The organism is Pseudomonas oleovorans subsp. oleovorans (genome assembly GCF_002197815.1).
GTDB classification, from domain to species: domain Bacteria; phylum Pseudomonadota; class Gammaproteobacteria; order Pseudomonadales; family Pseudomonadaceae; genus Aquipseudomonas; species Aquipseudomonas oleovorans.
Genome location: NZ_NIUB01000018.1, coordinates 61,474 through 78,734, shown reverse-complemented (window position 1 = coordinate 78,734; position 17,261 = coordinate 61,474). Strand labels below are relative to the sequence as shown.

At 62.6% G+C, this 17,261-nt stretch carries 14 protein-coding genes and 2 pseudogenes; 9 read left to right on the top strand and 7 right to left on the bottom strand.

The genetic code is table 11. The features are described 5' to 3' along the window. Positions 1-107 precede the first annotated feature (107 nt). Positions 108-593: pseudogene (locus tag PSOLE_RS12630) on the top strand (helicase-related protein); the annotation flags it as partial. Positions 594-627: 34 nt separating this feature from the next. Here PSOLE_RS12630 and PSOLE_RS12625 read toward each other — a convergent pair. Next, positions 628-1,185: an ABC transporter ATP-binding protein gene (locus PSOLE_RS12625; protein ID WP_083393762.1), complete on the bottom strand. Its 558-nt coding sequence runs from the start codon at positions 1,183-1,185 to the stop codon at positions 628-630. A 92-nt stretch (positions 1,186-1,277) separates the two neighbouring features. On the opposite strand from PSOLE_RS12625, the gene dinB reads away from it, so the two are divergent. After that, positions 1,278-2,363 (top strand): DNA polymerase IV, encoded by a 1,086-nt coding sequence (dinB, locus tag PSOLE_RS12620; RefSeq protein WP_074860608.1) that lies wholly within the window; start codon positions 1,278-1,280, stop codon positions 2,361-2,363. A 197-nt stretch (positions 2,364-2,560) separates the two neighbouring features. Here dinB and PSOLE_RS12615 read toward each other — a convergent pair whose 3' ends face one another. From PSOLE_RS12615 to PSOLE_RS12600, 4 genes and pseudogenes are all read right to left on the bottom strand, one after another. After that, positions 2,561-2,959 carry an META domain-containing protein gene (locus tag PSOLE_RS12615; RefSeq protein ID WP_074860606.1) on the bottom strand — a complete coding sequence of 133 codons (399 nt, stop codon included), beginning with the start codon at positions 2,957-2,959 and terminating at the stop codon, positions 2,561-2,563. A 4-nt stretch (positions 2,960-2,963) separates the two neighbouring features. Next, positions 2,964-3,395: a hypothetical protein gene (locus PSOLE_RS12610; RefSeq protein WP_003461765.1), complete on the bottom strand. Its 432-nt coding sequence runs from the start codon at positions 3,393-3,395 to the stop codon at positions 2,964-2,966. A 27-nt stretch (positions 3,396-3,422) separates the two neighbouring features. Next, positions 3,423-3,731, bottom strand: a pseudogene (locus PSOLE_RS12605) (NAD(P)-dependent oxidoreductase); the annotation flags it as partial. 74 nt (positions 3,732-3,805) lie between these two features. Next, positions 3,806-6,556 carry a response regulator gene (locus tag PSOLE_RS12600; RefSeq protein ID WP_084343999.1) on the bottom strand — a complete coding sequence of 917 codons (2,751 nt, stop codon included), beginning with the start codon at positions 6,554-6,556 and terminating at the stop codon, positions 3,806-3,808. Between the two features lie 118 nt (positions 6,557-6,674). On the opposite strand from PSOLE_RS12600, the gene PSOLE_RS12595 reads away from it, so the two are divergent. From PSOLE_RS12595 to PSOLE_RS12560, 7 genes are all read left to right on the top strand, one after another. After that, a complete protein-coding gene (locus PSOLE_RS12595; RefSeq protein WP_074860602.1) occupies positions 6,675-7,385 on the top strand; it encodes a response regulator transcription factor in 711 nt (236 codons plus the stop codon). Then, the gene (locus tag PSOLE_RS12590; protein WP_074860600.1) at positions 7,382-8,719 is read left to right on the top strand and encodes a sensor histidine kinase; all 1,338 of its coding nucleotides are present in this window, start codon (positions 7,382-7,384) and stop codon (positions 8,717-8,719) included. Before PSOLE_RS12595 ends, PSOLE_RS12590 begins: the two co-directional genes overlap by 4 nt. A 98-nt stretch (positions 8,720-8,817) precedes the next feature. Further along, the gene (cysM, locus tag PSOLE_RS12585) at positions 8,818-9,723 is read left to right on the top strand and encodes a cysteine synthase CysM (protein ID WP_003461752.1); all 906 of its coding nucleotides are present in this window, start codon (positions 8,818-8,820) and stop codon (positions 9,721-9,723) included. Next, complete coding sequence (rlmD, locus tag PSOLE_RS12580; protein WP_074860598.1) at positions 9,723-11,081, top strand: 23S rRNA (uracil(1939)-C(5))-methyltransferase RlmD; 1,359 nt, start codon at positions 9,723-9,725, stop codon at positions 11,079-11,081. Before cysM ends, rlmD begins: the two co-directional genes overlap by 1 nt. Before the next feature lie 277 nt (positions 11,082-11,358). Then, the gene (relA, locus tag PSOLE_RS12570; RefSeq protein ID WP_074860594.1) at positions 11,359-13,602 is read left to right on the top strand and encodes a GTP diphosphokinase; all 2,244 of its coding nucleotides are present in this window, start codon (positions 11,359-11,361) and stop codon (positions 13,600-13,602) included. Between the two features lie 93 nt (positions 13,603-13,695). Continuing rightward, complete coding sequence (gene mazG, locus PSOLE_RS12565) at positions 13,696-14,523, top strand: nucleoside triphosphate pyrophosphohydrolase (protein WP_074860592.1); 828 nt, start codon at positions 13,696-13,698, stop codon at positions 14,521-14,523. A gap of 302 nt (positions 14,524-14,825) precedes the next feature. Continuing rightward, positions 14,826-15,365 carry a DUF2058 domain-containing protein gene (locus PSOLE_RS12560; protein ID WP_003461743.1) on the top strand — a complete coding sequence of 180 codons (540 nt, stop codon included), beginning with the start codon at positions 14,826-14,828 and terminating at the stop codon, positions 15,363-15,365. 45 nt (positions 15,366-15,410) lie between these two features. On the opposite strand, the gene PSOLE_RS12555 is transcribed toward PSOLE_RS12560, so the two are convergent. Both PSOLE_RS12555 and PSOLE_RS12550 read right to left on the bottom strand, forming a co-directional pair. Then, positions 15,411-15,683 (bottom strand): Rho-binding antiterminator, encoded by a 273-nt coding sequence (locus PSOLE_RS12555; RefSeq protein WP_074860590.1) that lies wholly within the window; start codon positions 15,681-15,683, stop codon positions 15,411-15,413. Positions 15,684-15,933: 250 nt separating this feature from the next. Continuing rightward, positions 15,934-17,187, bottom strand: a complete 1,254-nt coding sequence (locus tag PSOLE_RS12550) for an OprD family porin (RefSeq protein ID WP_074860588.1) — start codon at positions 17,185-17,187, stop codon at positions 15,934-15,936. Positions 17,188-17,261: the final 74 nt, after the last annotated feature.

The following is a 17,261-nucleotide window of genomic DNA, read 5'->3' as shown; positions in this document are numbered from 1 at the left end:
CAGCTGCGCTGGTAGACTTATCCACAGTTGCTGGTAACAAAATCAGCAATCCGCCCTGGGTCAAATTTCAATCGGCAGGGTGGGTCAATTTTCCATCAGCGCCAACAGGTGATAAGGTCATCCTGTTCATGATGACAAAGCGCCTGCAACGAGTCCTCAAGCTCTGGCTGGATCAGATCTATGACCTGAATGTAGCGGTGATCAATGGTGACACCCAGGCTGTGGCGACTCGCGCCGAGGATATGACGCGCAAGAAGCTAATTGCCGAGTTTGAAGCGAAAAGTGGCTTCAACATCCTGATCATGTCGCCAGTAGCCGCTGGTGTCGGTTTGACGGTGATTGGGGCCAACCATGTGGTGCATTTAGAGCGTCATTGGAACCCGGCTAAAGAAGCGCAAGCGTCTGATCGGGTTTACCGGATCGGCCAAACCAAGCCCGTGTTCATCCATCTGCCTGCCGTCATCCACCCCCAGTTTGATTCATTCGATGTGCACCTTGACCGCTTATTGCGCGGAAAGCTGATGCTTAAAGAGGCGGTAGTGACACCAGAGGCGGTTAGTGAAAGTGAGATGATGCAATCGATGGGGCTTTGATTGGGACACAGGCTCTGATGCTTAATCGAACAATTCACCCCTGCCGAGCCATATCGATCTCTATGTAGCCATCTGCGAGAGAGATGACACGATCACACTGATCAGACAGGCGCAAGTCGTGGGTGACCAGCAGCACAGCGCAGCCGAACTCGCGGTTGAACTGACGGAACAACTGAAAGACCTCTGCGGCCGATTTGCTGTCGAGGTTGCCGGTTGGCTCGTCGACCAGCAACAAGGCAGGACGGGTTATCAGTGCTCGGGCGACCGCAACTCGCTGCTGCTGCCCGCCGGAGAGCTGATCTGGCTTGCGTTTTTCCATGCCTTGCAGGCCCACACGCGACAACAGATCGATGGCCCGCCGACGCTGTTCCGTTATAGGTTTTCCAGTAGTCAGCATGAGCGGCATCAACACGTTTTCCAGCACCGTGGGCGGCAAGACGATCCGCAGCATCGGATTGGCACGCGCGCAGTTTGGTTTGACGATCAAATCAGCGGTGTACAACCTGAACGGCGCGAGGTGCGTGTAGAGATGCGAATCTGGAGAGCTGGTGGTCGTGAGGGTATAATTAAGAGAACCGAACGTAGTCGGCACCTATATTGGGGTCGGTTGATAGTCGGTTACCTGCTGTTTCGCAGTGAACGAAAAAGCGGGTATCAGAGCGGGTATCAAATCCGCAAACCCTAATGAAACCATTGAATAATCAACCGCTTACCCGCCAAAGAAAGATCATCCACGTCGACTGCGACTGCTTCTACGCCGCCATCGAGATGCGTGACGACCCGAGCCTGGCCAATCGCCCGCTGGCAGTCGGCGGTTCGGCGGACCGACGTGGGGTGATCGCTACCTGCAATTATGAGGCGCGCGCCTATGGCGTGCGTTCGGCGATGGCGTCGCGGCATGCGCTGAAGCTGTGCCCGGATCTGTTGATCGTCAAACCGCGCTTCGAGGTGTACCGCTCGGTCTCGCGTGACATTCACGGCATCTTTCGTCAGTTCACCGACCTGATCGAGCCGCTGTCGTTGGACGAGGCCTATCTGGATGTCAGCGACTCGGCGCATTTTGCCGGCAGCGCCACGCGCATCGCCCAGGAAATTCGCCGTCGTGTGGTGCAGGAGCTGCACATCACCGTGTCGGCTGGCGTCGCGCCGAACAAGTTCCTGGCCAAGATCGCCAGCGACTGGCGCAAACCCAACGGGTTGTTCGTGATTACCCCGGATCAGGTCGACGATTTCGTGGCGCAGTTGCCGGTGAACAAGCTGCATGGCGTCGGCAAGGTCACGGCGGACAAGCTGGCGCGCTTAGGCATTCGCACCTGTCTGGATCTGCGCGACTGGAACAAGCTGGCGCTGGTGCGCGAATTCGGCAGTTTCGGTGAGCGCTTGTGGCGCCTGGCGCATGGTATCGATGAGCGCGCAGTGAAGGTGGACAGCCGTCGCCAGTCGTTGAGCGTGGAGCACACCTACGATCAGGATCTGCCGGATCTGCAGAGCTGCCTGGAGAAACTGCCGGCACTGCTCGAGGAGATGAACGGCCGCCTGCAGCGTCTGGACGCCAGCTATCGACCGGACAAGCCTTTCGTCAAAGTGAAGTTTCATGATTTCACCCAGACCACCCTGGAGCAGGCGGGCGCCAGTCGCGACCTGGACAGTTACCGGCTATTGCTGAGCAACGCTTTCGCCCGTGGTGACAAGCCGGTGCGCCTGCTCGGGGTGGGCGTCAGGCTGCATGATCTGCGCGGGCGACAGGAGCAATTGGAGCTGTTTGCGTAGCCCATATACGGATGAAATCCGGGGTGTTCTTGAGCCTGAACCCGGATTGCATCCGTGCTACGCATGCAAGTACCTGCAAAGCGGCTGTTTGTAGGAGCCCCGCCTCGGGGCGAAGCCTTGCGATCCGATAGCGCCGGTGTTCGCGGCGGGGCGCCGCTCCTACAGGACAGTGTGCGTCCTGCAGGGCGAGCGTCGTGTCATTCTGCCCAGAGGCGAATTGGCTTGCCGCTGGCCGGCCACAGTTGCAGCTGGCCGATGGCGTTGAAGTCCCAGCGCTGCACTTCCTCCAACGCCGCGAGGAAGCGTTGTTCCTGCTCCATGAGGGCGGGGGCGCACAGCTTGCGGGTGCTGCCGGCTGGGTCGAAGTTGAGCGCCTGACCCTTGAGCGTATAGCCGGCGAACCAGTGGTTGCAGCCGGCATTGCCATGGGCGCGGCCGTCGGCAGCGAAGGTAATGGTCAGGTGGCTGCGGTCGATCAACGGCCGTTCACCGATCCATTCCACGCGGTAGCTGCGTTCGGTTTCCAGCTGCGGTGCGTCGCTGGCACAGCCGACCAAGGTGGCGGTGAGCAGGGCGAGGGGCAGGGCGCGGTACATGGTGTCAGGCCTCCTGGCAGGTACGGCATAGGTGTCGGCCAGCGTCGTTGCGCCAGCCAAGCTCGGCGATACGAGCTTCAGCGGCTGGTGCTTGCGCGGCTTTGCCGAGCGCGGCATCGACGGCGAATTCGAAATCCAGCTGTTTGCCGCAGCTGTCGCAGTTCACCTGCCAGTTATGGATGGCCAGCTCCTTGAACTGCGGGCCCTTGCACACGGCCAGCCATTGGCCGGGCGGGTTGATCAGGTGGCGAACCTTCTCCACTTCCAGGCGCATGTGCAGGTCGCGACTGCCCTTGAGGGTGACCAGCAGCACGTCGTTGGCCTGGATCGAACCGCCGTTGCCGGTGACCTGGTAGCGGCCCGGCGCCAGTGCGCGGCATTCGGTGAGGGTGTGTTGCGGGTTGAGCAGGGAATAACGGAAATCGTGTTCGGCCATGGGTCCTCCGGATCAGCCGGCATGCTATCACGCACCGGCCTTGACCTCATTGCTTGGCTGCCCGGTGAGCCAGGCCGCGATGTTGTCCAGTGTCGTGCGGGCGATGGCATCGAGTGCTTCGTGGGTGAGAAAAGCCTGGTGCGCGGTGACGATGACGTTGGGAAAGCTCAGCAGGCGGGCCAGAGTATCGTCCTGCAGCGGCAGGTCGGAATGATCCTTGAAGAACAGTTCCGACTCTTCTTCGTAGACGTCCAGGCCCAGGTAGCCGAGCTGGCTGCTTTTCAGCGCCTTGATCAGTGCCGGCGCGTCGACCAGCGCGCCGCGGCCGGTGTTGAGGTGTCGTTGGCGGCCAGGAACGACACACGGTCGTAGCCCTTGCTGCTGAACAGGCAGATACGCATGGCAGTTCCTCAGGCGCTTTGTGCCGCCGCTTCGGTCAGGCGCGCGATTGCGGCGTCCAGTTCGTCCAGGGCGCGCTGGGCCTCGGGGTCGTCCTGTTTGAGCAAGGTCTCGCTGCGCTGGCAGGCCAGGCGCAGTTGCGGTACGCCACAGTAGCGCGTGGCGCCGTGCAGGCGATGCACTCGCTCGATCAGGGCGGTGCGTTCGCCGGCATCGCGTGCCTGGCGTATGGCCTGGCGGTCGCCGGGCAGACCGGCCAGCAGCATGCTCAGCATGTCCGCCGCCAGATCGGCTTTGCCTGCGGCCAGGCGCAGGCCTTCTTCGGCGTCGAGTACCTTGGGTTGCGACTGCGGCGCAGCAGCCGGTGCAATCCTCTGATTGGGCTGGTTGCGCAGATTCAGCCCCGTCCACTTGAGCACCACCTGGGCCAGTTGGCGTTCGTTGATTGGCTTGGTCAGGTAGTCGTCCATGCCGCTCTGCAGCAGGGCGCGCTTCTCGTTGGCCAGCGCGTGGGCAGTAAGGGCGATGATTGGCGTGGCGCTGCGACCCTGTTCGCTTTCCCACTGGCGAATCGCTTCGGTGGCTTCGCGGCCATCCATGCCGGGCATCTGCACGTCCATGAACACCAGGTCAAAGCTGCCGTGCTGTACCGCTTCTATAGCCGCGTAGCCGCTGTCCACGGCGGTGACCTGGGCGCCGAGATCATCCAGCAGGGTCTGTACCAGCAGCAGGTTGGCCGGGTTGTCGTCGACGCAGAGAATCTGTGGCCGGTGTGTGTCGCCGATGGCGACTGGCTCGGTGCTCGTGCGTGGCGGATTGACCAGCTCGACCAGTGCCTTGTGCAGTTTGCGCGTGCAGGGTGGTTTGGCCTGGAGTTGCGCGTAGGCATCGGGCAGCGAGTCGTGAAACAGCCCCAGTTCGGTGGTCGGGCACAGCACCAGGGCCTTGCAGCCGAGCCGGTCGAGCTCCTCGATACGCTGGCCGAGGCTGTCGGGTGGTAGTTGGCTGGCGGTGATGCCAAGCACGGCCAGGCTCAGCGGTCGTTCCTGATTCTGCTGCTGGTTAACCGCATCGAAGAGTTGGGCGGGATCGGCGAAGCTTTCCACCTCCAGGCCGCAGTCTTCGAGTTGGTGGGCCAGCGCCTTGCGCGCCAGCTCGTGGCTTTCCAGCACAGCCACGCGGCGGCCCTGTAGAGAGGCACGTGGCAGGTCTTCGGTGTCGTCGCGGGCCTTGGGCAGGGTCAGGGTGATCCAGAACTCAGAGCCTTCGCCCGGGGTGCTGTCGACGCCGATCTCGCCGCCCATCTGCTCGATCAGGCGTTTGGAAATTACCAGGCCGAGGCCGGTGCCACCGGCCTGGCGGCTGAGCGAGTTATCAGCCTGGCTGAAGGCCTGAAATAGCGCGCGCAGGTCTTCAGCCGACAGGCCGATGCCGGTGTCCATCACGCTGATACGCAGTTGCGCGCTGTCGGCTCTTTCGTCCTCGACCATGGCGCGCATGACGATGGTGCCTTCGTGGGTGAACTTGATCGCATTGCTGACCAGGTTGGTCAGTACCTGCTTCAGGCGCAGCGGGTCACCGCGCAGAGCCAACGGGGTGTCGCGGTAGACCAGGCTGACCAGCTCCAGCCGCTTTTCATGGGCCGCGGGAGCGAGGATGGTCAGGGTGTCCTGCAGCAGGTCGCGCAGGTTGAACGGAATGCTCTCCAGTACCAGTTTGCCGGCCTCGATCTTGGAGAAGTCGAGTACCTCGTTGATGATGCCGAGCAGGTTGTCGGCAGAGTTTTCGATGGTGGCCAGGTAGTCGCGCTGACGTGGGCTTAGCTCGCTTTTCTGCAGCAGGTTGGTGAAGCCGAGAATACCGTTGAGCGGGGTGCGAATTTCGTGACTCATGTTGGCCAGGAATTCGGACTTGATACGGCTGGCTTCCAGCGCCTCCTTGCGTGCGAAGTCCAGCTCGATGTTCTGGATTTCGATGGTTTCCAGGTTCTGCCGCACGTCCTCGGTGGCCAGCTCGATGCTGTGCTGCAGTTCTTCCTGCGCGTTCTGCAGGGCCTCGGCCATGCGGTTGATGCCGGCCGCCAGCTCATCCATCTCATGGCTGCCCAGCGGCGGCAGGCGGGTTTGCAGGTGGCCGTCCTTGAGCTGGGCAACCCCCGCTTTGATTTCGTGCAAGGGGGCAATGATGCTGCGGCTCATGCGCAGGGCGAGCATGGCTGTCAGGGCCAGACCGCCGATGATCAGCAGCAGGCTGGCGAACAGGCTGCGGTAGCCGCTGAGCAAGGTGCCCTGATGCGAAAGCTCCAGCTCGACCCAGCCGAGCAACTGGAAGTTGGCTTCATCGGCCTGATCGTCGCTCAGCGCCAGATGTTGGTCATAGATCGGTAGCAGAAAGCGCGTGGCGTCCTGGCCGCTGATGCGGTTGAGGGTCGGTTGGCTGGCCGGTGACAGGTTGAGCATGCTCGGGCCGGCATAGGCCAGCGGCGTGCGTTCGGGCGTGAGCAAGGCCACCGCACGTACATCCGGGTGCTCCAGCGCCTGTCGGGCTATGCGCTCGAGTTTGCTCACATCCTGTTGGTGCAGGGCCGGAGCGCTCAGGGGTGCCAGGTGTTCGACCAGCATCTCGCCGCGTTGCAGCAGTTGCGTCTGCAGGCCCGAGAGCTGTACCCAGGTGAAATAGCCGCCCAGCACCAGCGCCAGCAAGCTGGTGGGCAGCAAAGTGAGCAGCAGTACGCGGCCTCTGATGCTGAGATCCTTGAACACGACCTTCCTCCTTAATTACATGCCGGCAGTGTAGCGATTCGGCGCGCTGGAATCTTTAGGTGAGCGATTGTCGTTTAATAGGTAGAATTGTTCTCATTATGCCTTCTGGTTCCTGGCCATGCTGACCTCCACGCGCACCCCGGCTCGCATTCTTGCCGTCGAAGACGATCCACTGCTTGCCTGCCATCTGCAATCGCACCTGATGGGCTGTGGGTTCGATGTAACCCTCAGGCATGACGGCAGCGAAGGCCTGCAACTGGCTGAACGTGAGGATTTCGATCTGATTCTGATGGATATCCTGCTGCCGGGAATCAGTGGTCTGGAGGCTCTGCAGCGGCTGCGCCGGCAACGCAGCGTGCCGGTCTTGCTGATGTCGGCTCTGGGGGACGAGCAGAACCGCATCGCCGGTTTCAGTCAGGGTGCCGATGACTACCTGCCCAAGCCCTTCAGTCTTGGTGAGTTGAGCGTACGGGTAGAAGCCATTCTGCGTCGTGTCGCCTATGAGCGTCGTGAGCCTCAGCCAGGTTCAGAGGGCAATGGCTTGCAGTTCGACGAAGGGCGCAGCGATGTCGCCTTTCGTGGCCACTGGGGCGGTCTGACGCCCAGCGAATACCGGGTGCTGGAGCTGCTCTGGCGACACCAGGACGAGGCGCTGAGCAAGCCTTTCCTTTATCAGCAGGCGCTGCGCCGTGCTTACGCTCAGCATGACCGCAGTCTGGATATGCATGTCAGCCACATCCGCCGCAAACTGCTGGCTGTCGGTTACGAGGCTGCGCGCGTCGATACCGTGTGGGGCAAGGGCTACGTTCTGGTCAGGGCCGGCGCATGAGTCTGCCGGGCCGGCACTCGCTGCTCTGGCGCCTGGCTGGTGCGCTGGCCCTGTTCTGCCTGCTGTTGGTCAGCCTGCATGTGGATGTGGGGCGTGAACTGATCGAGGCGACCTCCTATCTGCCCGAACCCACCCGGCAGACGCTCAAGGGCTATGCCCGTGAGGCGGAGACGGCCTGGCAAGAGGAAGGCTCATCCGGGGTCGATGCCTTTCTCCGGCAATTGCAGGAGCGCGAGCAAATCTGGGCCGTGGTGGTCGATGCGCACAAGCGGTCGCTGTCTTCCCGACCGCTGAGCGCCGAACAGGCGCAGCGTTTGGATTTCGTGCGCAAGCTGGATTTTTCCGTTGGACGCCCCGGCGCTACGCCGACCTTTTATATCCCCTTCAATGCTGGCGAGGCGCGCTTGGTGATGGAGCTGCCGCAGCGCCTGAACCCGCGCCGTTACAACATGCTCTGGGAGGCGTTGTTGCAGCGTGTGCTGCCGGCCGTGCTGGCTGTGCTCGTGGCGTTGTTGCTGTATCGCCTGTTGATTGCTCCGCTGGCGATTCTCCGGCGTCAGGCTGCGGCCCTCAGTGCAGGCGATCTGTCCGCCAGGCTCGGCGCGCAGGTCACCGGGCGCAGGGATGAGCTGGGTGAGCTGGCGCGAACCTTCGATCATATGGCTGAGCGCCTGGACGGCACCGTAGCCTTTCAGCGCCAGCTGCTGCGTGATCTGTCCCATGAGCTGCGCACGCCCCTGGCCCGCCTGCGCGTGGCCGGGGAGAGCGAGCAGGACGGCGAGGCGCTGCGTCAGCGTCTGGCGCGCGAGGTCGCGGGCATGGAAAAACTGGTTGGCGATGCCCTGGAACTGGTCTGGCTTGATACCGAACGCCCCAGCCTGCCGCTGGAGGAGGTCGACGTCGGTCGGCTCTGGGATGTCATCAGGGAGAATGCTGGCTTCGAGGCCGGCTGGGCCATCGAACGCATGCCCTGCGAGCTGCCGGCCGATTGCCGTGTGCTGGGCAATCTCAACGGCCTGGCGCAGGCGCTGGAAAACATCCTGCGCAATGCCATTCGGCATTCGCCGCACGGCGGGCTGGTTCGCCTCGCTGGCCGGCAGGAAGGCGATCATTGGTTGCTGTGGATCGAGGATCAGGGGCCGGGTGTGGCGGAAAACGAGCTGGAGACCATCTTCCGTCCGTTTACCCGTCTCAGCACCGCCAGGCCGGGCGGCGACGGTTTCGGCCTGGGCCTGGCCATCGCCCGCAGCATGATCGAGACACAAGGCGGGCGCGTCTGGGCCGAAAACGGCAGGCATGGCTTGCGCGTATCGCTGTGCATGCCAGCGGCCTGATCACGCCGAACAGCCGCTGGTTACGTTCGCTGGGTGATGCCGCGGCGGGTTCGGCGTATCATGACGCCCCTTCGCGTCAGTCTGGATTCGAGCGACCCATGACCCTGCAATTTCCCACCATTGCCGACTGCATCGGCAATACCCCCCTGGTACGTCTGCAACGCCTGGGCGGCGATACCAGCAACACCCTGCTGGTCAAGCTGGAAGGTAACAACCCGGCCGGTTCGGTCAAGGATCGTCCGGCCCTGTCGATGATCAACCGCGCCGAGCTGCGTGGCGATATCCAGCCTGGCGATACCCTGATCGAAGCCACCAGCGGCAATACCGGCATTGCCCTGGCGATGGCGGCGGCGATCAAGGGCTACAAGATGATCCTGATCATGCCGGACAACTCCACCGCCGAGCGCAAGTGGGCGATGACCGCCTATGGTGCCGAGCTGATCCTGGTCAGCAAGGAGGAGGGCATGGAGGGCGCGCGTGATCTGGCCGAGCGGCTGCAGGCCGAAGGGCGTGGCAAGGTGCTCGACCAGTTCGCCAACGGTGACAACCCCGAGGCGCATTACAGTGGTACCGGCCCGGAAATCTGGCGCCAGACCGGCGGAACCATCACCCACTTCATCAGCTCCATGGGCACCACCGGCACCATCATGGGCACTTCGCGCTACCTCAAGGAGCAGAACCCGGCGATCCAGATCGTCGGGCTGCAGCCGCAGGAAGGCTCGGCCATTCCCGGCATCCGTCGCTGGCCGCAGGAATACCTGCCGAAGATCTATCAGGCCGAACGTGTCGATCAGGTGATGGACATGGGCCAGGCCGAGGCCGAGCACGTCATGCGCCGCCTGGCGCGGGAAGAGGGCATCTTCTGCGGCGTTTCGTCCGGCGGTTCGGTGGCCGGCATGCTGCGCCTGTCGCAACAGGTGGAGAACGCGGTGCTGGTGGCGATCATCTGCGACCGTGGCGACCGTTACCTGTCCACCGGCGTTTACGAAGAACCGGCGCACTGATGGCCAGACGCAGCTCCAACCTGCGCTTTCAGCCCAGCGGCGGCAGTCGTGCGGCGCAGGTTCCGGTCGGCAAGAAGCAGAAGCTCGCCATCGAACGCCTGGCGGGTGACGGTCGCGGCATTGCCTTCGAAGGCGGGCGCACCTGGTTCGTCAGTGGCGCCCTGGCCGGCGAGCAGGTCGAGGCGCGGGTACTCAGTGCCCGCAGCCAGACCGTCGAGGCGCGTGCCGAACGCATCATCGCCGCCAGCAGCGAGCGCCGCGCGGCGCCCTGCATTCATGCTGACCGCTGCGGCGGCTGCAACCTGCAGCATATGCCCCATGCCGATCAGTTGGCCCTGAAACAGCGCACGCTGGCCGAGCACTTGTCACGCCTGGGCGGCGTGCAGCCAGATGAGTGGGCTGCGCCGCTGGTTGGCCCCGAACTCGGTTACCGGCGCCGCGCACGCGTTGCCGTGCGCTGGGATGCCAAGGCGCGGCAGCTGCAGGTCGGTTTCCGTGCCGAGGCCAGCCAGGACATCGTGGCCATTGACCAATGTCCGGTACTGGTACAGCCCTTGCAGCCCATTTTCAGCGCCTTGCCGGCCTTGCTGCGCAGTCTGGAAAAGCCACAGGCAGTCGGGCACGTGGAACTGTTCAGCGGTACTGCCGAAGCATTGTTGCTGCGCCATACGACAGCGCTCGCCGAGGCGGATCTGAGCCGCCTGCGCGCGTTCTGCAGCGAGTATGATGCGCAGCTGTGGCTGCAGGGTGAAGGGCCGCCACAGCCTGATGAGCCGAGTGCTGAGCTCGGCTTTGAGTTGCAACGCTGGCACTTGCAACTGGACTATCGGCCGGGTGATTTCGTCCAGGTCAATGGTCTGGTCAACGCAGCCATGGTCGCTCAGGCGCTAGACTGGTTGGGCGTGCAGCCTGGCGAGCGGGTACTGGATCTGTTCTGCGGTCTGGGCAATTTCGCCCTGCCGCTGGCGCGTCAGGCTGCCGAAGTGGTGGCTGTGGAAGGCGTCGCCGCGATGGTGCAGCGGGCCGCTGACAACGCGCTCCACAATGGCTTGGACAATGTGCACTTTTATCGCGCCGACCTGTCCAAGCCGCTGGTCAACGAGACCTGGGCGCGTGGGGGGTTTGCCGCTGTGCTGCTCGATCCGCCGCGTGACGGCGCGCTGGAGGCGGTACGTGGGATGAGCGAGCTGGGCGCGCGGCGCCTGGTCTATGTATCCTGCAACCCGACCACGCTGGCACGTGATGCGGCCGAGTTGCTGCGGCAGGGCTATCGCCTGCGCCGTGCCGGGATTCTCGACATGTTTGCGCAAACCGCGCATGTCGAGGCGATGGCTCTATTCGAGAAATCCGAGCCCTAGCCTCGGTCTAACAGGTCGTTGAAAAACGTAGGCGAGGCGGGCAAGACAAGGCAAAAGCGGCCGAGAAAGCGCAGTTTAGGTGTTCTAAATGAGCATTTTGAGGCCGTTTTTAACGCAGTATTGCCAACGCAGGTAGTTTTTCAACGACCTGTCAAAGCGGTACGTTCGGTACCGCGGGGATGCGCAGGACGCGCACCCTTTCAGTTAATCCGACCGGCTCAGAGAAGGCCGGCGACTGCTCGGTGCCGCTCAGGCGCACCGTAGGGAAGGTAAGACGATGGTTCAGGTGAGAGCGCATCAGCCGGTCAACGACGACGGCAGCATCAATCTCGTGGCCTGGTTGGATCATGTCACTCGTGTCGATCCGGCGCTGGATCGCCAGGCATTGCAAGAGGCCTGCGAGTTTGCCCGTGACGCCGAGCAACAGGCCAACACAACCGAGCATCACTGGAGCGAGGGCGCCTCGACATTCCGCGCCGGTCTCGACATTGCCGAGATTCTCGCCGATCTCAAACTCGATCAGGATTCGCTGGTTGCCGCGGTCATCTATCGCGGCGTACGTGAGGGCAAGATCACCCTGGCCGCCGTGCAGCAGCGCTTCGGTGCGGTGGTGGCCAAGCTGATCGAAGGTGTGCTGCGCATGGCGGCGATCAGCGCCAGTATCAACCCGCGTGAATCGGTGGTGGTCGGCTCGCAGACGCAGGTGGAGAACCTGCGCAAGATGCTGGTGGCCATGGTCGACGACGTGCGCGTGGCGCTGATCAAGCTGGCCGAGCGTACCTGCGCCATCCGTGCGGTCAAGGAGGCCGACGAAGACAAGCGTCAGCGTGTGGCGCGCGAAGTATTCGACATCTATGCACCACTGGCTCACCGCCTGGGCATCGGCCATATCAAGTGGGAGCTGGAAGACCTGTCCTTCCGCTACCTGGAGCCGGATCAATACAAGCAGATCGCCAAGCTGCTGCACGAGCGTCGCCTCGACCGCGAGCAGTACATCAACGACGCCATGGCGAATCTGCGCCAGGAGCTGGAAGCCACCGGTATCAAGGCCGATATCAGCGGCCGGGCGAAACACATCTATTCGATCTGGCGCAAGATGCAGCGCAAGGGCCTGCAGTTCAGCCAGATCTACGACGTGCGCGCATTACGGGTGCTGGTGCCGGAGGTGCGTGATTGCTACACCACCCTGGGCATCGTGCATACCCTGTGGCGGCACATTCCCAAGGAGTTCGACGACTACATCGCCAACCCCAAGGAGAACGGCTACCGCTCGCTGCACACCGCCGTGCTCGGCCCGGAAGGCAAAGTGCTGGAGGTGCAGATACGCACCCACGCCATGCACGAAGAGGCCGAGCTGGGTGTGTGCGCGCACTGGCGCTACAAGGGCACCGACGTCAAGTCCGGCTCCAACCACTACGAAGAGAAGATTTCCTGGCTGCGTCAGGTCATCGAGTGGCACGAAGAACTGGGCGATATCGGCGGCCTGGCCGAGCAGTTGCGCGTGGATATCGAGCCGGATCGGGTCTACGTCTTCACCCCTGACGGCCACGCCATCGACCTGCCCAAGGGCGCCACACCGCTGGACTTCGCCTACCGCGTGCACACCGAGATCGGCCACAACTGCCGCGGCGCCAAGATCAACGGGCGTATCGTGCCGCTGACCTACAGCCTGCAAACCGGCGAGCAGGTGGAAATCATCACCAGCAAGCAGGGCTCGCCGAGCCGCGACTGGCTCAACCCCAACCTGGGCTATGTCACCACCAGCCGCGCGCGGGCGAAGATCGTCCACTGGTTCAAATTGCAGGATCGCGACCAGAACGTCGCCGCCGGCAAGCAGCTGCTCGAACGCGAGCTGGCACGCATGGCTCTGGTCGGTGCGGACTTCGACAAGCTGGCCGAGAAGGCCAACCTGAAAACCGCCGAGGACCTGTTCGCCGCCCTGGGGGCCGGCGACGTGCGCCTGGCTCATGCGGTCAACCTGGCGCAGCAACTGCTCGAGCCTGAGCGCGGCAACGAGCAGCTGGAACTGATCCCGCGCAAGGCGCAGGGGTTCAAGCCGGGCAAGCGCGGCGACATTCAGATCCAGGGCGTCGGCAACCTGCTGACACAGATGGCCGGCTGTTGCCAGCCGCTGCCGGGCGACCCGATCGTCGGTTACATCACTCTTGGCCGTGGCGTCACCATCCACCGTCAGGACTGCCCGACGGCACTGCAGCAAACGGCGCGCGAGCCGGAGCGGATGATCCAGGTGAGCTGGGGGCCGGTGCTGGTGCAGACCTACCCGGTGGAAATCGTCATCAAGGCCTACGACCGTTCCGGTCTGCTGCGTGACGTCACCCAGGTACTGCTCAACGAAAAACTCAACGTGCTGGCGGTCAACACCCACTCGAACAAGGAGGACAACACCGCCTCCATGTCGATCACCGTGGAGATCCCGGGGCTCGATGCGCTCGGGCGTCTGCTGGCGCGTATCGGCCAGTTGCCCAACATCATCGAGGCGCGTCGCCAGCGGGCCAATTAAGCGGCACGCTTCAGGTGACAAGCAGCAAGTCAGAGGCGCCGCAGCGCCTTTTCTTGTGGCTTGCCGCTTGTAGCGTGCAGCCCAGGAGTTTTTATGTACCAACTCGACGATCTGCTGCACCTGATGGCGCGTCTGCGTGACCCGCAACACGGCTGCCCGTGGGATCTCAAGCAAAGCTACGCAAGCATCGTGCCCTACACCCTGGAGGAGGCTTACGAGGTCGCCGACGCCATCGAGCGTGGTGACTTCGAGCATCTTCCGGGTGAGCTGGGCGACCTGCTGTTCCAGGTGGTCTATTACAGCCAGCTGGCGCAGGAGGAGGGGCGTTTCGACTTCGCCCGGGTGGTCGATGGCATCACCAGCAAGCTGATTCGTCGCCACCCGCACGTGTTTCCCGACGGCGATCTGTACGGTGTGCCGGATGCGGCGAAGCTGGAGGAGGCTGCGGTCAAGCAACGCTGGGAAGAACTCAAGGCGCAGGAGCGCGCGGAGAAGGCTGCTGCCCCCGAGCAGCTTTCTTTGCTTGATGACGTGCCGGCTGCGCTGCCTGCACTCTCACGTGCGGCCAAGCTGCAGAAGCGTGCGGCCCAGGTCGGTTTCGACTGGCCCGATGCGTTGCCGGTGGTGGACAAGGTGCGCGAAGAGCTGGATGAAGTGCTCGAAGCCATGAGTGAGAACGATGCCGAGGCGGTGGCCGAAGAGATCGGCGACCTGCTGTTTGTCGTCAGCAACCTGGCACGGCACCTGAAGGTTGATCCTGAAAGCGCGTTGCGTGCTGCCAATGGCAAGTTCGAGCGGCGTTTTCGCTTCATTGAGCAAAGCGTGCGTGAGGCCGGTCGTCGCCTGGACAGTTGCTCGTTGGAGGAGCTGGACGCGCTATGGGGCGAGGCGAAGAAGCAGGAAAAACAGGCTCCTGGCTAATGCCGATCAGATAAGGTTGCCAAGGCAGCCTTTCGTAGGAGCCCCGCCCCGGGGCGAAGCTTTTCAATTGCGCATCGCCCTGGTTCGCGGCGGGGCGCCGCTCCTACGCATTGGCAGCGTCGACGCTTGACTGACGGGTATAACGCAGCCTGGCTGCTGAATTGCTTTTCCCGGGTTGCATCGGGCTACGGTGGGTTTTCGGGCTGGAGCCGCTGCGCCTTAGCCCTTATGCTGGGCGCCTTGGATTGGCAGCGCAAATCTGTGTCGCTGCCGCAACTGAATCATGTTCGGGATCTTTAGTCATGGGTCTTTCCCTGCGCGATCAGCTACTCAAAGCCGGTCTGGTCAATGAAAAGCAGGCCAAACAGGCCGGCAAGCAACAACAGAAGCAGCAGCGTCTGGCCAAGAAAGGCCAGGCCGAACTGGATGACAGCACACGCCAGGCCGCGCTGCAGGCGCAAGCCGAAAAGGCCGCACGTGATCAGGAGCTGAATCGTCAGCAGCAGGAAAAAGCCGAACAGAAAGCCCGTGCGGCGCAGGTCAAGCAACTGATCGAGCGCTCACGCCTGCCCAAGCTCGACGGCGAGGACTACTACAACTTCGTCGATGACAAGAAGGTCAAGCGCCTGCCGGTCAACACCATGGTGCGCAACAAGCTGTCCAACGGCTGGCTGGCCATCGTCCGTCATGGCGGTGGTTACGAGATCATCCCGCGCGAGGCTGCGCTGAAGATTCAGGAGCGCGATGCATCGCGCATCGTCCTGCTCAACACCCATGTCGAAGAGCCAGATGCCGATGATCCTTACGCGGCTTATCAGATTCCTGATGATCTGATGTGGTAATACCGCATCGCAGGACGCCGTAGGGTGCGCCGCGCCGCCCTGAGATTAGCAGCGGTTGCTGCTCAACAGCACTCGACCAAAGCTGGCGCCTGCATCCTGCGGGGTGATCGCCAGCAGGCGATCCATACGCAGGCGCTGCTCGCCCTCGGCAGTACGCACCAGCAGAAACTCTTCCTTGCTCGCCGTGGTTTCGGTGGTCAGGGCCTGGCCCAGTAGGGTCGAGCCGTCGACCAGTTCGATATCCAGTTGATAGCGGTGCATGCAGGCGATCTCCAGGTAGTCGTAGAGATCACAGGCCAAGGGTTGGTAGTTGTCCATCGAGGGCGTCCTCCGTGTTGGTCAGGCCAGCCCGGAATGAAGTAGTCGTCATTCCCGCGCAGGCGGGAAACCAGAACCCCGCAGTATCTGGGCTCCCGCCTTCGCGGGAGTGACGGTGTACAGCTTTTGAGCGTATCCCTGGTCGAGAAGGGGTCAGGCAGCCCGTGCTTTTCCAGCTTCGATAAAAACCAAAAACGCCGCAACCCGATACTGGTGTTACGGCGTTTTCGTTTCGCGGACGCGCCTTACATCAACGGAATGGTGTGCTGACGATCAGGCGGTTTTCGTCCAGATCGCCAATGTTCGCGTTGGAGCGCACCATCGCGTTACGCCAGCGCACGCCAAGGTTCTTCAGTGGGCCTTGTTGGATGACGTAGCTGATATCCACGTCGCGTTCCCATTCCTTGCCACTCGCCCCACCCATGCCGTCGAAGCCGTCACCGGTCACGTAGCGTACGAACGCGGTCAGACCCGGAATGCCGTAGCTGGCGAAGTTGACGTCATAACGTGCCTGCCAGGATTTCTCGTCTTCACGGGTGAAATCGAGAATCTGGATATAGTTGACGATGTAGGGGTCGGTCTCGTTGAGGAAAGGGAATGCGCCGTGGCCGCTGACTTTCTGATAGCCAAGGCGGAACGTGTGCGCACCAATGCCTGCCCAAAGGTTGACCGAGGTCAGGTTGTTGTCGATCTTGCCGGCTCTTCTGGAGCCATTGTTCTGGGAGTCGAAATAGGCCAGGTTGGCGCCTAGCTTCCAGTCGCCGATTGGCTGCACGTGAATCAGGTTGTACAGCTTCTGGTCGTAGATATCTTCCAGCTCGCCATACCACAAGCCAACGGTGGTGTTGCCGCCATTGAATTTGTAGTCGCCGCCCGCGAAGTTGTAGCGGTCGCTGTCACGTGGGCTCGCCGCCGAGGTGTAGTTGGTTGCGCTGATGTCCTGGCGGTCGGTGGAGTTGCGGAAGTTCACTTCGCGCAGTTGGCCTCCGTTGAGCGTCAGTCCGTCGATTTCCTGCGAGGTGATCATGCCGCCGGTGAACACCTGCGGCAGCAGGCGCGAGTCGCCGGAGGAGACGATGGGCAGCTTGGGCATCAGCCCGCCGACCTTGCCGACGGTCTTGGAAATGCGTGCTTTGACTGCACCGCTGAGTTCGGAATATTCGTCCGGCCCCTCGTTGCCGAAAGCGTTGGGCAGCAGGCCGGTGGCGGCGCGTTCATCAGATGAGTCGAGCTTCAGGCCCAGGCCCGCATAGGCGTCCAGGCCAAAACCAACGGTGCCCTCGGTGAAGCCGGACTCGGCCTTGAGGATGAAGCCCTGCGCCCATTCTTCGCGTTTGGACTGGGCGACGCCGGGGTCGCGCAGGTCGCGATTCATATAGAAGTTACGCAGTTCCAGCGTCGCTTTGCTGTCGCCGATGAAGTCAGCCTGTGCCAGGCTCGGCAGGGTCAGGCTGGCGCCCAGCGTGGCGAGGGCCACGGCGCGGGCGAGGGGAGTCTTACTCATTATTGTTGTCTCCTCGTTGTTATAAGCAGGTCGGCCACGATGTGACCGGCCAGTTACGGCGCGATGAAATAAAG

Excerpts from the sequence above, each read along its gene's own strand:
- dinB (WP_074860608.1), top strand. The coding sequence starts at position 1,278 with ATGAAACCATTGAATAATCAACCGCTTACCCGCCAAAGAAAGATCATC.
- PSOLE_RS12615 (WP_074860606.1), bottom strand. The coding sequence starts at position 2,959 with ATGTACCGCGCCCTGCCCCTCGCCCTGCTCACCGCCACCTTGGTCGGC.
- PSOLE_RS12610 (WP_003461765.1), bottom strand. The coding sequence starts at position 3,395 with ATGGCCGAACACGATTTCCGTTATTCCCTGCTCAACCCGCAACACACC.
- PSOLE_RS12595 (WP_074860602.1), top strand. The coding sequence starts at position 6,675 with ATGCTGACCTCCACGCGCACCCCGGCTCGCATTCTTGCCGTCGAAGAC.
- PSOLE_RS12590 (WP_074860600.1), top strand. The coding sequence starts at position 7,382 with ATGAGTCTGCCGGGCCGGCACTCGCTGCTCTGGCGCCTGGCTGGTGCG.
- cysM (WP_003461752.1), top strand. The coding sequence starts at position 8,818 with ATGACCCTGCAATTTCCCACCATTGCCGACTGCATCGGCAATACCCCC.
- rlmD (WP_074860598.1), top strand. The coding sequence starts at position 9,723 with ATGGCCAGACGCAGCTCCAACCTGCGCTTTCAGCCCAGCGGCGGCAGT.
- relA (WP_074860594.1), top strand. The coding sequence starts at position 11,359 with ATGGTTCAGGTGAGAGCGCATCAGCCGGTCAACGACGACGGCAGCATC.
- mazG (WP_074860592.1), top strand. The coding sequence starts at position 13,696 with ATGTACCAACTCGACGATCTGCTGCACCTGATGGCGCGTCTGCGTGAC.
- PSOLE_RS12560 (WP_003461743.1), top strand. The coding sequence starts at position 14,826 with ATGGGTCTTTCCCTGCGCGATCAGCTACTCAAAGCCGGTCTGGTCAAT.
- PSOLE_RS12555 (WP_074860590.1), bottom strand. The coding sequence starts at position 15,683 with ATGGACAACTACCAACCCTTGGCCTGTGATCTCTACGACTACCTGGAG.
- PSOLE_RS12550 (WP_074860588.1), bottom strand. The coding sequence starts at position 17,187 with ATGAGTAAGACTCCCCTCGCCCGCGCCGTGGCCCTCGCCACGCTGGGC.